Below are 12273 nucleotides of genomic sequence, written 5' to 3'. Positions count from 1 at the left end.
TTCAGTCTTTCTCTGTAAGGGTTGGCAATACTTGGATTTTCCGGCCGGCGCCGGACTTAAACTTCTCGAAGGCCTCGGCGGTTCGGGAGAGCGGGAGGCGGTGGCTGATGAGGATGTCTGCGGGCAGGACACCTGTTGCGAAGAGCTCGGCGGCCCGGTCGAAGCTGTGCAGGACCGCCATCGAACCGGTGATCGTGATCTCCTGGTGGTAAACGCGGTGGGGGTCGATGGTGACGCGCACGTCCTCGCCGGCCACACCGAACTGCAGGAACGTTCCGCCTTTGGCGACCCTTCCCAGTCCGTCCTGAATGGCTGCGGCGTTGCCGGTGGCGTCGATGACGATGTCCCAGCCGGAGCGGGAAAATTCGTCGGCTGATGCCGCGGCATTCGTGCACCCGATAATCACGGCGGTGGAGCGCCGGTTCTGGTTGATGTCGACGACGTCGACGCTCGCGGCGCCGGTGGCCTTGGCCAGCTGCAGCATCATCAGGCCCATGGTTCCGGCGCCGTAAATGAGGATGTGCGAGCCGAGCCGGGCCCGGAGCACGTCATATCCGCGGACGGCGCAGGACAGGGGCTCGATCAGTGCGGCGTCCTCCAGCCGGACGTACTCGGGCAGGACGACGCAGTTCGCTGCCGGGACCGCGGTGTATTGGGCCATGGCGCCGGCGGCGCTGATGCCGATCGCGGCCCACTGCTCGCACAGGTTGCTGCGGCCGATGCGGCAGTATCTGCATTCATGGCAGGGCATGTTGGGATCTGCTGCCACACGCTCCCCGATCCGGACATCTCTGACGTTCTTGCCCGTGGCCACAATCGTGCCTGCGAATTCGTGGCCGGGGATGACGGGGAGGGACGGGGCAAATCCGCCTGCCATGATGTGAAGGTCAGTTCCGCAGATCCCGGCTGCCGCTACCTGCACCACGACTTCCCACGGGCCCGGAATGGGATCGGGGACCGTTTCCAGGTCGATCCGTCCGGGGGCGGAGATGACTGCTGCTCTCACTTGACGGCCCCGAGCGAGAGGCCTTGGACGAGCTTGTCCTGGGCAGCGAAGCCGGCGAAGAGCACCGGGAGGGAAATGACGACGGCGGCGGCGCAGACTTTCGCGAGGAACAGGCCCTGGCTGGAGACGAAGCCGGTCAGGAAGACCGGAGCGGTGCCGGCCACCACCCCGGTGAGGACCCGGGCCAGCAGCAGTTCGTTCCAGCTGAAGATGAAGCAGATCAACGCGGTGGCCGCGATGCCGGGCATCGCCACCGGGGCAATGACCTTGCGCAGGGTCAGCAGCAGGTTTGCGCCGTCGATCTGGGCTGCTTCGAGCATTTCCACCGGCACTTCGGCAAGGAAGGACCTCATCATCCAGACTGCGATGGGCAGGTTCATCGAGGTGTACATGAGGATCAGGAACCAGATGTTGTCCAGGGCGCCGGTGGTCTTGGCGAACAGGTAGAGGGGCAGGATCGCGGCCACGACGGGCATCATCTTGGTGGAGAGGAAGAAGAACATGACGTCCGTCCACTTCTTCACCGGCCGGATCGACAGCGCGTAGGCGGCCGGAATAGCCAGGACCAGGACCAGGACGGTGGAGAGGATCGAGGCGGTGGCGGAGTTGATCAGCGGCGGCCAGGGGCTGACCCCGGAGCTGGCGCCGAAGAACTCCTTGTAGGCGTCCAGGGTCAGGTTCGCCGCGAGGGAGGGCGGGTTGGTGGCTGCATCGTTTTCGGAGTGGAACGAGGTCAGGATCATCCACAGGACCGGTGTGGCGAACAGCAGTGCCAGCAGCCAGGCCGCGATGCCGGCGGCGGTGTTGTTCCGGGTGGGGTCCATCCGGGACTTGCCGCCGAACTTTCCGAATCTACTGCGCCGTGATCCGCTGTTGAGGGCGGTCGGGCCGGGGACGGAGTTCTGGGGTGCGGCAGGGGTGAGGGTGCTCATCGTGCTGCCTCCTTCTTGAAGAGCGAGAAAACGGTGCGGAGGGCGAAGGTCGCCACGACGATGGTGCCGATGACGACGACGACGCCGGCGGCTGATGCCAGGCCGTATTCGTTGGCGAAGTAGAACGTCTGGTAGATGGCGTAGGGCAGGTTGGCGGTGCCCAGCCCACCTGAGGTGAGGGTGAAGACGGCGTCGAAGTTCTGCACGATGTAGATGGCTCCGAGCAGTCCGCCCAGTTCCAGGTACTGGCGCAGGTGCGGCAGTGTGAGGTGGCGGAAGATGTCCCACGGCGTTGCGCCGTCCATTTGAGCCGCTTCGACGGTGTCCATGGGCCGGGACTGCAGGCCCGCGAGCAGGATGAGCATCATGAACGGCGTCCACTGCCACACCAACGACACCGCCACGGAGAACAGAGGTGCCTGGGAGAGGAGGTCCGGCTGCGGCGGGGTATCGCTGCCGAAGAGGGACCAGATCCAGGTCAGGGTGCCGTTGATCAGCCCGTAAGTGGGGTTCAGGAGGGCATGCTTCCAGATCAGCGCCGCGGCCACGGGGACCACGAGGAACGGCGCGATCAGCAGGGTCCGGGCCAGTCCCCGGCCGATGAATTTCTTGTCCAGCAGCAGGGCCAGTCCGAGGCCGATGACCAGGCTGGCCAGGACCACGGAGACGGTGAGGAAGATGGTGGTGAAGATGGCCTGGCGCAGGTCGGCGTTGGTGAGGACCTGGATGTAGTTCTCCAAGCCGGCGAAGCCGGTCTGGTCGGGGCGGAGGCTGTTCCAGTTCAGGAACGAAATGATCAGCGTCACCACGAACGGAAGCTGGGTGACGATGATGAGGAAGATCAGGGCCGGCAGCAACGGCGCACGCCGGGCCCAGGCCAGGGCGCGTTCACGGGATCTGGCGTGCTTGGAGGGTTTGGGTGCGCTGTGCCCGGAACGCGGGACGCGCGCTATTGCAGTAGTCATGGGGTTCTCCTGCGGTGGTGTGGCCCGTGGGCGGGCCACAGCACCGATTCGTGGGGTTGCTACTTGGCTTTGTACTTATCGCCGATTTTCTGTGCGGCTTCCTGGCCCTTGGCCAGCGCCTCGGCGACGGTGCCCTGCCCTGCGATGGCGGAGCTGACACCCTGGGAGACCGTGGTCCCCAAGTCTGCGAATTCAGGAATACCAACGAACTGGACGCCGATGGCAGGCCGCGGCTGCAGACCCGGGTTGTTCGGATCGGTGTTTTCAATGGCCGTTTTTTCCGCTCCGAAGAACGGAGCGGCCTTCTGGAAGTCCGCATTGGCGTAGGTTGAGGTCCGCTTGCCGGAGGGAACCTTGGCCCAGCCGAGCTTGGCGGCCACGAGTTCCTCATACTTCTTGGAGCTGGCCCAGGCGATGAATTTCCCGGCAGCGTCCTGTTTCTTGGAGGCAGCCTGCACGCCCCAGGACCAGGTCCACAGCCAGCCCGAAGACTTGGTCTCCTTCACGGGAGCCTGAACGTAGCCGATCTTGCCCTTGACCGGCGAGGAGGCTGCTTCCAAGGATCCGCCGGCGGAGGTGGCGTCGTACCACATGGCGGTCTTGCTCTGGGTCATGTTGTTCAGGCATTCGGTGAACCCCGCCTGGGCGGCGCCGGCTTCACCGTGCTCCCGCACCAGCTTGGTGTAGAACTCGGTCGCCTCGGTGAATTCTGGGGCATTGACCTTCGCGTTCCAGTCCTTGTCGAACCAGGTCCCGCCGAAGGTGTTGACCACGGTGGTCAGAGGGGCGAAGACCTGGCCCCAGCCGGGCTGGCCGCGCAGGCAGATGCCCTTCATGCCCGGAGCCGCGCCGTCAACCTTGGCGGCCAGATCGGCCACCTGATCCCAGGTGGGCTTCTCCGGCATGGTCAGGCCCTTGGCTTCGAAGATGTCCTTGCGGTACATGAGGAAGGAGGACTCCCCGTAGAACGGTTCGCCGTAGAGCTTGCCGTCCTTGCCTGTCAAAGAGGCGGTGTAGGCCGGCAGGATGTCCGCCTGGTTGAACTCAGCGTTCTTGGCCACGGTGTCATCCAGCGGCGCCAGCCACTTGTTCGCCGAATAGAAGGGGATTTCGTAGTTGGACAGCGAAGCAACATCGTACTGGCCGGCCTGGCTGGAGAACTCCTGGCTGATCTTGGCACGGACATCGTTCTCCGGGAGCACCGTGTAGTTGACCTTGATGCCGGATTCCTTGGTGAAGTTGTCCGCAGTCAGCTTCTGCAGGTCTTCCATCTGGGGGTTGTTGACCATCAGGACGTTGATGCTGTTCTGGTCTCCGGCCGCGTTTCCGCCGCCGGCTCCTGAGCATCCGGTTAGTGCCAGAGCTGCGGCGGTGACGACGGCAGCGGGTATGGCGAGTTTGCGAATACTTCTCTGTACTTTCACAGTGACTTCCTTGGTTGTGAGGGGTGATGAAGGCAATGCAGTGGCAGGGCAGGGGTTGTTGCAGTGTGTGTTCTGTTTGTTTCTGATGTGGGTAAGTCTTGGTGAGGCGGGTCCCGGCTTAGGCCAGGATGACTTCCACTCCGACTCGTCTGAACGGCTGGAGGAGGCTGTCGGCCACTCCACGTTCAGTGATGATTGCATCGAGTTCGTGCAGATCGGCGAACTTGATGCTGGAGTCCACGCCGAACTTGGTGTTATCGGCGAGGACGATTTTGCGTCTGCTGGACGCGATGGCCGCTGCTTTGACCGCAGCTACGGCCGAATCCGGGCAGGTTAGCCCGTGTTTGCCTGTGGCGCCGTTTGTGCCCAGGACAGCGAGGTCGAGCACGAGGTGGGACAACATTCCCGTCGCCCAATGGTCCACAGCGCCGAGGGTGTTGCCGCGGACCCGGCCTCCGAGGATCAGCACGGTCAGCAGGGGGTTTGCCGCCAGTTTGCAGGCGACGGGCAAGGAGCTTGTTACGACCGTCATCGGCCGTGTTGGCTCCAGCGCGTCGGCGAAAGCCGCAGCGCTGGTTCCTTCGTCAATGAAGATCGACTCCGCGCTGTCCAGGAATTCCAAGGCCGCCTGCGCGATCCTCAGCTTCTCGTTCGGGTGTACTGCCCCCCGGGCGGTGAGCGGGTTTTCGAAGCCGAGCTTTTCCACTGGAATTGCTCCGCCGTGGACTCTGCGCACGAGTCCACGCTTCTCCAACAGGTTCAGGTCACGCCGTACAGTTTCGACGGCCACGCCGAGCTGGGTCGCTACGTCGGGCACCTCGATCCTGCCCTCGGAACGGGCATTTTCGATGATCCACCGTTGGCGTTCCACCGGATACATTTGCTCTGCCCGTCTGTTTGAGGTTGTGCCCGAAACTGCATGTTTCAGTGGTTTAATCATCACAGCTATGTGGTCGTGCTCACTACTGATTTGGCAAACGGGCAGTCATTGGGGGCAGGTCGGGCAGAAGCGGGCACTTGGTGACCTAGTTCGCGTCCGCGCGCAACCGTGGCCGGCAGCCGGCAGCCGGCAGCCGGCAAAACCGCTCCAGGCCCCTCATGCGTGTGCGCTGGGATCAGTCCGCGGCCACGTCGTGGTCCTTTTCGAGTTCACGCGCCAGGGCTTCAAGGACGTCGTCGGCTCCTTCGCCTTCGGCCTGCAGGACAACCTTGTCGCCGTGCTCTGCACCAAGGCTCATGAGGGACAGGATGCTTTTGGCATCGCACACGTCGACCTTGTCGGCACCTTCCAGGTAAATATTGATGTCGAAGGGGTGGGCGCCTGTCAGCTCGGCGATCAGTGATGCCGGACGTGCGTGCAGTCCTGAAGTGCTGCCGATGACGGCAGTGCGTTGTGCCATGGGTGTCTCCTTGTAGTTGTTGATTTCTGGGTGGCGGCTTTCCGACCGCAGCCGGGCACGCGCACCGCAGATGCGTGTGCCCCGCCCAGAGTCAGAGAGGCGTGCCGAACGGCCAACGGGAATAGTGCCATGTCAATCCTGCCGGCCGTATGGGCGAGTGAGTGGGCGACGGCCCTTGCGGCGCCGCCGTCGGCCTTCAGTCGATCAGCGACCGGCTGCGCTGGCTGCTCCGGCGAGGACCAGCAACGCATGGGCTACCGTGTCGGCCACCGCTTCGCGCGAGGGCGCGAAGTATTTGCGCGGGTCCACGGTCGAGTGGTGCGCGTCCAGAAAACCGCGGGTCGCGCCGGTGTAGGCGATGTTCAAAGCGGTGCCGATGTTGATTTTCACCATGCCTTCCTGGGCGGCCAGGGCCATTTCGGAGTCGGGCACACCCGAGGAACCATGCAGGACCAACGGCACATCCAGGGCTGCCTTGAGGGCTTTGATCAGCTCGTGGTCCAAGGCCGCAGATTTTGAGGTCATCGCATGCGATGATCCGACTGCCACTGCCAGAGCCGCCACGCCCGTGGCGGCAGTAAATTGTTTCGCTTCCTGCGGATCCGTCCGGACGCCGGGGGCATGGGCCCCATCTTTGCCGCCGATCTCGCCCAGTTCGGCTTCGATCCAGATTCCGTACTTCCGGCCCCACTGCACTGCGTCCCGGGTGCGGGCGACGTTTTCCGCGTAGGGGAAGGCTGCGCCGTCGTACATCACGGAGCTGGCTCCGAGCTCGGGTGCGAGCTTCATCAGTGCCGTATCGGTGATGTGGTCCAGATGCAGTGAAATGTCCGCGCTGGAATGTCTGGCCACTGCCGTGCTGGCAGCAGCAATCGCGTACGGCGATCCGTGGTATTTCACCGCGTTTTCGCTCAGCTGCATGATGACGGGCAGGCCCGCCCGTTCCGCGCCCACCGCGATGCCCTCGGCGTGCTCGAGCGTAATCACGTTAAAGGCCGCGACGGCTCGGCGTTCCCGGAGTGCTTGGGCAACGAGTTCGTCTGTGGGAACCAATGGCATGGGTGGACTCCTAAATCAGGGTGGATGGGTTTTGTGCTTTCACAACATGTTGACACAAAAACAAGAAAGCGCAAGTATATGCAGGTAAGCACAGATCAGTTCAACGCCTTAGTGGACCGATGCCAGGAAACGTTCCCGACCGCCAATAACGCGGCCGGAAACTTCCGGACTCCCACAGCGGGCCAAAGGCTGGTCGGCCACATTCTTGAGAATTCAAATCCCCGAACGCGGACACGGGTAGAGCCACCAACCGGACCGCAACCCAGATACCAACCCCCTCGAAGTGGAGCAGCTGTGATTATCACGGTCACCCCCAGTCCCGCCATCGACTGGACCGTCAACGTCGATTCCTTTGAATTCGCGGCCGTCAACCGCGTGACCTCCAAGTCCCGTGAAGCCAGCGGCAAAGGCATCAACGTCTCCGTCGCCCTCCACCGCAACGGCCTTCCGACCGCCGCCATACTCCCGGCCGGCGGGGAAACCGGACGGTTCATGGTCGAGGACCTCCGCGCCCAGGGTGTTCCGATCATTCCGGTCGAGTCTCACCGTGAAGTACGCACCAACATCACCCTCATCGTGCCCGGGCGGACAGGCACAAAAATCAACGAATCCGGCGAACCGCTGGAACCCGAGGTGATGGAATCCCTGCGTCACGCCTGCCAGGAGGCGCTTCGCGCGGCCGCCCGGTCTCCTCAAAAGGGCCCCATAATGCTTGCCATCTGCGGCAGCCTTCCACCAGGAACACCGGAATGGTTCCACCCCGGGCTGATCGAAGTGGGACGCAGCGAGGGGGCAATAGTCATAGTCGACGCCTCAGGCGATGCACTGCACCGTGCCATCCCCGAAAAGCCCGACCTCATCAAGCCCAACGTGCACGAACTGGCCGAAGAAACCGGGCGCCGGATCGAGACCCTGGGCGATGTTGCCAACGCAGCCCAGGAGCTCCGTCGACGCGGTGCCGGAGCAGTCCTGGCCAGCCTTGGCGGTGACGGAATGATGCTCGTCGACGCCGACGGGGCCCTCCTTGGCGTGGCGACTGACATCACGGTCATAAACACCGTCGGCGCCGGCGACGCCTCATTGGCCGGATACCTCGCAGGCCTGGAGCAGGGCCTGGACCGGGCCGCGTGCCTGGCCAGCGCCCTGACCTATGCCTCGTCCGCCGTCGGCCACGAGACAACACTCTTTGACGTCGACCGGCGCATTGCCGAGCGTGTCACCGTCACAGGTGCCTTCGACCCGGGATACGCGCTGTCCGAGCCTGCCATCGCCCCCGCCGCCGAGGCGACCACAGCCCCAGCAGCAAAGTAAGGAAACACCAAAATGCCAAACATCTCCATCGTCGCCGCGACGGGGTGCCCCACGGGCATCGCGCATACCTTCATGGCCCAGGAGGCTCTGGAACAGGCCGCGGAGCGGCTCGGCGTCAGCATCAAGGTCGAAACCCACGGCCAGATCGGCATCGAAAACACCCTGAGCGCCGCCGAAATCGCGGCAGCGGACGGCGTCATCATTGCCGCAGACAAAGACGTCAACGCCTCCCGCTTCAACGGCAAGCCTGTGGTCGACGTCGGCGTCAAAGCAGGCATCAGCCGCCCCGACGAGCTCATCCAAGAAATCATCGCCGGAACTGCCCCGGTCCGCGGTGGAAACGCCGCGGCGCACCTCCCCGACGAGGCTGCCGCATCAGTCGATGACCACGGCTTGTTCGGCGACATCAGCGTCAAAGCCGGGGGGAGGTTCCAGGCCCGGGACCTCTACAAGCACCTGATGAACGGCGTGTCCTATATGCTTCCGTTCGTCGTCGGAGGTGGCGTGCTGGTCGCACTGTCCTTCCTCTGGGGGATCTACTCCGCAGACACAAAGCACCCCGAGCAGTACAACGACTTCGCCGCCATGCTCATGGCCATCGGCGGCACCGCCATGGGACTGATGGTGCCGGTACTCTCGGCCTTCATCGCCGATTCCATCGGCAAACGGCCCGCGCTGGTCGTCGGCCTCGTCACGGGACTGGTCGCATCCAATGGAGGCACCGGCTTCCTGGGCGGCATCATCACCGGGTTCCTGTCCGGCTACGGCATGCTCCTGCTGGCGAAACTTCTGGACAGGCTGCCCAAGGCCCTGGGCGGGCTGAAGGCCATCTTCATCCTCCCCGTCGTGGGCATCCTCATCTTCGGGTCCATCACCTACGTGCTGGCCGCGCCGATGAAGGGCATCAACACCTCCCTGCAGGACTTCCTCTCCGGATTCCAGGGCACCAACCCCATCATCCTCGGGCTTATCATCGGCATCATGTGCGCCTTCGACATGGGTGGCCCGGTCAACAAAGCCGCCTACGTCACCGGGGTCGCACTGCTGGGCAGCGGAAACTTCTACTTCATGGCCGCCGTGTCGGCCGCCTGCATCACCCCTCCGCTGGTGACAGGATTCGCAGCTCTCTTCTTCCGCAAGGCCTTCGACGAGAAGACCCGCGACGCCGCCTACGTCAACTTCGCCCTGGGCTCCACACACATCACCGAAGGTGCCATCCCCTTCGCAGCCCGCAACCCGTTCCTGGTCATTCCCATCCTGATGCTCTCCTCATCCATCTCAGCCATCCTGACCTTCCTCTTCCAGGTCCAGGTCCCCGCTCCCCACGGCGGATTCCTTGTTCTGCCCGTTGTGACCAACGGCCTCCACTGGGTCGGAGCCATCCTGGCCGGTTCCATCATCGGCGGAATCCTCTACGGTGCGGCCATGCAGCGCCGCACCACCAAAACCCCGAACGCCAGCCAGCAGACCACAACCGACAAGGAAGCCCTCGTATGACCGACATCCTCGCCACCCGCAACGTCGTCCTCCGAGCCAGCGCAGATTCCCAGCAGGCCGTATTCGCCCTTATCGCCGAAAAGGCCGCCGAATTGGGAATCACCACTGATCCCTCAGCGGTCGCTGCGGGACTGCGCACCCGCGAATCCCAAGGCACCACCGGACTCATGGACGGCATCGCCATCCCTCATACCAAGTCACCGGCAATCACCGGCCCTGCGTTGGTGATCATCAGGCTCAACGCCGGAGTCGACTGGGACAGCCTCGACTCCAAGCCCATCCGGCTGGCCATTGCCCTGCTCATTCCCGAGGGCGAGGCCGGCACCACCCACCTGAAGCTGCTGTCCCGTGTCGCCAAGACGCTGATGAAGGCTGATGTCCGCGCCGATCTCCTGGAAGCCGACTCGGCAGAAGCCATCGTGGCGCTCTTCGGTGAGCACGTCCTCACGGACGCCTAGCCGGGTTCCATCAATTCACAGCGCAAAGGGGCAGCCCCCGCCCGTCAGGACGGGGGCTGCTCTCGCCGCGTTCGGGTCCCCTCTCCGCGGCCAGCACCATCGGCTATCGGGTCAGACGAGTGCCTGGGGGTCAGGACTCCGTTTAGGCGCATTCGATCTGCAGGCCGGCGGACTCCAAAGCACTCTTGTCCGCCGGGTCCAGTCCGGTGTCAGTGATCAAGAGGTCGATATCGGCAATCGTTGCGTGCTGTGCCGTGCTGACGACCCCCACTTTGCTGTGATCGGCCAGCAGAATCCGGCGCCGCGCCGCGGTGAGCATCGCCCTCTTCACCAATGCCTCCGACGGGTCCGGTGTCGTCATGCCGCGTTCGGCGGTGATGCCGTTGGTGCCAAGAAACGCCAGATCAACATTTACTTCGCTGAGGGCACGCAGCGCCCAGTCATCGACGTCCGCCAGAGTCCGGCTGCGCAGCCTTCCCCCGATCACGTAGACCGTCAGCAATGGGCGAGAGACCAGCGACATGGCGATGGGAAGGGTGTTGGTATACACCGACAGCTCCCTATCCCCGGGGAATATCTCGGCCAGCTTCTCGGTCGTGGAACCAGCATCGATGAGCACGGATCCGTGATCGGGCAGATGGTCCAGGGCGGCGCGGACAATCCGGGCCTTCTCAGCCGAGTACTCCGTGCGGGTCGATACGGCCGGCTCAAACGATGCCGTATCCACCGGGATGGCACCCCCGTGGATCCTCTTCAGCTGGCCGTGCCGCTCCAGCTGGATCAGGTCCATTCGGATGGTCTCCCGCGTGACCCCGAATTCAGCGGCCAACTGGGTGGAATCGACTCTGCGCTCGGTGCGCAGTTTGAGCAGGATCTCCTGGTGGCGCTGGTCGGCATAGGCGGCCCGCCCTGCGTCCTCTTGGATAGTCATGCGAATGCTCAGTCCTCTCAGGAGTTTAACGGCAAGTCCCATCCTGCCATCCCCTCCGGGGTCCCGGGCCAAGTCCCAGCCGCCTACGAAAGCCAGGCTCCCGGACAGTTGCACTTACCTGTAATTACTTGCGTAAACTTGGTTTCAGTCTAACGCGGCCCTACGATTGAAGGGCGACAAGACACCGGAAGGTCGTCCACGCACCCATATTGGACGCGGCATGCTCATGGCCGCCTGTCGAGGAGGCACCATGCCCATTGCCACCCCAGAGATCTACTCCGAGATGATCGACCGCGCAAAGGCAGGCGGCTTCGCCTTCCCCGCCGTCAACGTCACCTCCTCCCAGACCCTGAACGCCGCGCTCCGCGGCTTCGCCGAGGCCGAGTCCGACGGCATCGTCCAGGTTTCCACCGGCGGTGCTGCCTACTGGTCCGGCGCCTCCACCAAGGACATGGTTGCCGGTTCCCTGGGCTTCGCCGCGTTTGCCCGCGAGGTGGCCAAGAACTACGCCGTCAACATCGCCCTGCACACGGACCACTGCCCCAAGGACAAGCTGGACAGCTTCGTGCTGCCGCTTCTCGCCGCTTCCGAGGAAGCCGTCAAGGCCGGCAAGGACCCGATCTTCAACTCCCACATGTGGGACGGTTCGCACGAGACCCTCTCGGAGAACCTGCGCATCGGCCGCGAGCTGCTGGAGCGCGCCGCTGCTGCCAGAATCGCCCTCGAGGTCGAGATCGGCACCGTCGGCGGCGAGGAAGACGGCGTCGAAAACGAGATCAACGAGAAGTTGTACACCACCGTCGATGACGCACTCGCGACCATCGAGGCATTGGGTGCCGGTGAGAACGGCCGTTACCTGACCGCTCTGACCTTCGGCAACGTGCACGGCGTGTACAAGCCGGGCGGCGTGAAGCTACGCCCTGAACTGCTCAAGCAGATCCAGGCCGAAGTCGGCGCCAAGATCGGCAAGGAAAACCCGTTCGACCTCGTCTTCCACGGCGGCTCCGGCTCTTCCGACCAGGAAATCGCCGACGCCGTCTCCTACGGCACCATCAAGATGAACATCGACACCGACACCCAGTACGCGTTCACGCGTCCGGTGGCCGACCACATGCTCAAGAATTACGACGGCGTGCTGAAGATTGACGGCGAGGTCGGCAACAAGAAGCTGTACGATCCCCGCGTCTGGGGCGCCTCGGCCGAGGCCGGCCTGGCAGCCCGCGTTGTTGAAGCCACGAAGCAGCTCGGCTCGGCCGGCCAGACGTTCTAGCGTCCGGGGCCAGGCTCGGA

At 63.8% G+C, this 12273-nt stretch carries 12 protein-coding genes; 4 read left to right on the top strand and 8 right to left on the bottom strand.

The window, feature by feature from the left end; translation table 11 throughout:
• Window position 1: 1 nt before the first annotated feature.
• The 7 genes from ABFP37_RS18665 to ABFP37_RS18635 form a co-directional block, all read right to left on the bottom strand.
• Window positions 2-1006 carry a zinc-dependent alcohol dehydrogenase family protein gene (locus tag ABFP37_RS18665; protein WP_347034487.1) on the bottom strand — a complete coding sequence of 335 codons (1005 nt, stop codon included), beginning with the start codon at window positions 1004-1006 and terminating at the stop codon, window positions 2-4.
• On the bottom strand, window positions 1003-1938 hold the full coding sequence (locus tag ABFP37_RS18660; protein ID WP_347034486.1) for a carbohydrate ABC transporter permease: 936 nt from the start codon (window positions 1936-1938) through the stop codon (window positions 1003-1005). Before ABFP37_RS18660 ends, ABFP37_RS18665 begins: the two co-directional genes overlap by 4 nt.
• Entirely contained in the window at window positions 1935-2903 is a 969-nt protein-coding gene (locus tag ABFP37_RS18655; protein ID WP_347034485.1) for a sugar ABC transporter permease, read from the bottom strand. Before ABFP37_RS18655 ends, ABFP37_RS18660 begins: the two co-directional genes overlap by 4 nt.
• Window positions 2904-2962: 59 nt before the next feature.
• On the bottom strand, window positions 2963-4327 hold the full coding sequence (locus ABFP37_RS18650; RefSeq protein ID WP_347034484.1) for a sugar ABC transporter substrate-binding protein: 1365 nt from the start codon (window positions 4325-4327) through the stop codon (window positions 2963-2965).
• Window positions 4328-4445: 118 nt separating this feature from the next.
• Entirely contained in the window at window positions 4446-5198 is a 753-nt protein-coding gene (locus ABFP37_RS18645) for a DeoR/GlpR family DNA-binding transcription regulator (protein ID WP_347034483.1), read from the bottom strand.
• Window positions 5199-5442: 244 nt separating this feature from the next.
• On the bottom strand, window positions 5443-5727 hold the full coding sequence (locus tag ABFP37_RS18640; RefSeq protein WP_347034482.1) for an HPr family phosphocarrier protein: 285 nt from the start codon (window positions 5725-5727) through the stop codon (window positions 5443-5445).
• A gap of 204 nt (window positions 5728-5931) precedes the next feature.
• The gene (locus ABFP37_RS18635; protein ID WP_347034481.1) at window positions 5932-6786 is read right to left on the bottom strand and encodes a class II fructose-bisphosphate aldolase; all 855 of its coding nucleotides are present in this window, start codon (window positions 6784-6786) and stop codon (window positions 5932-5934) included.
• Window positions 6787-7080: 294 nt separating this feature from the next.
• Between ABFP37_RS18635 and ABFP37_RS18630 the strand changes: the two genes are divergently transcribed.
• From ABFP37_RS18630 to ABFP37_RS18620, 3 genes are read left to right on the top strand one after another with little or no spacing between them, the layout of a single operon-like run.
• On the top strand, window positions 7081-8097 hold the full coding sequence (locus ABFP37_RS18630; protein ID WP_347034480.1) for a 1-phosphofructokinase family hexose kinase: 1017 nt from the start codon (window positions 7081-7083) through the stop codon (window positions 8095-8097).
• A 12-nt stretch (window positions 8098-8109) separates the two neighbouring features.
• Window positions 8110-9594 carry a fructose-specific PTS transporter subunit EIIC gene (locus ABFP37_RS18625; RefSeq protein WP_347034479.1) on the top strand — a complete coding sequence of 495 codons (1485 nt, stop codon included), beginning with the start codon at window positions 8110-8112 and terminating at the stop codon, window positions 9592-9594.
• The gene (locus ABFP37_RS18620; protein WP_347034478.1) at window positions 9591-10052 is read left to right on the top strand and encodes a fructose PTS transporter subunit IIA; all 462 of its coding nucleotides are present in this window, start codon (window positions 9591-9593) and stop codon (window positions 10050-10052) included. The genes ABFP37_RS18625 and ABFP37_RS18620 overlap by 4 nt, the downstream gene beginning before the upstream one ends.
• 142 nt (window positions 10053-10194) lie before the next feature.
• Here ABFP37_RS18620 and ABFP37_RS18615 read toward each other — a convergent pair whose 3' ends face one another.
• Entirely contained in the window at window positions 10195-10983 is a 789-nt protein-coding gene (locus tag ABFP37_RS18615) for a DeoR/GlpR family DNA-binding transcription regulator (RefSeq protein WP_347034477.1), read from the bottom strand.
• A gap of 250 nt (window positions 10984-11233) precedes the next feature.
• Here ABFP37_RS18615 and fbaA point away from each other — a divergent pair, with 250 nt between their 5' ends.
• Window positions 11234-12253 (top strand): class II fructose-bisphosphate aldolase, encoded by a 1020-nt coding sequence (gene fbaA, locus ABFP37_RS18610; RefSeq protein ID WP_347034476.1) that lies wholly within the window; start codon window positions 11234-11236, stop codon window positions 12251-12253.
• The last annotated feature ends 20 nt before the right edge of the window (window positions 12254-12273 follow it).

Source organism: Burkholderia sp. RS01 (genome assembly GCF_039748055.1).
GTDB lineage: Bacteria > Actinomycetota > Actinomycetes > Actinomycetales > Micrococcaceae > Arthrobacter.
This window is presented reverse-complemented; position numbering and strand designations above follow the sequence as displayed.

Bases quoted from the DNA above. Each gene is read 5' to 3' on its own strand.
- ABFP37_RS18655 (WP_347034485.1), bottom strand. From the start codon at position 2,903: ATGACTACTGCAATAGCGCGCGTCCCGCGTTCCGGGCACAGCGCACCC.
- fbaA (WP_347034476.1), top strand. From the start codon at position 11,234: ATGCCCATTGCCACCCCAGAGATCTACTCCGAGATGATCGACCGCGCA.
- ABFP37_RS18620 (WP_347034478.1), top strand. From the start codon at position 9,591: ATGACCGACATCCTCGCCACCCGCAACGTCGTCCTCCGAGCCAGCGCA.
- ABFP37_RS18660 (WP_347034486.1), bottom strand. From the start codon at position 1,938: ATGAGCACCCTCACCCCTGCCGCACCCCAGAACTCCGTCCCCGGCCCG.
- ABFP37_RS18635 (WP_347034481.1), bottom strand. From the start codon at position 6,786: ATGCCATTGGTTCCCACAGACGAACTCGTTGCCCAAGCACTCCGGGAA.
- ABFP37_RS18625 (WP_347034479.1), top strand. From the start codon at position 8,110: ATGCCAAACATCTCCATCGTCGCCGCGACGGGGTGCCCCACGGGCATC.
- ABFP37_RS18640 (WP_347034482.1), bottom strand. From the start codon at position 5,727: ATGGCACAACGCACTGCCGTCATCGGCAGCACTTCAGGACTGCACGCA.
- ABFP37_RS18615 (WP_347034477.1), bottom strand. From the start codon at position 10,983: ATGACTATCCAAGAGGACGCAGGGCGGGCCGCCTATGCCGACCAGCGC.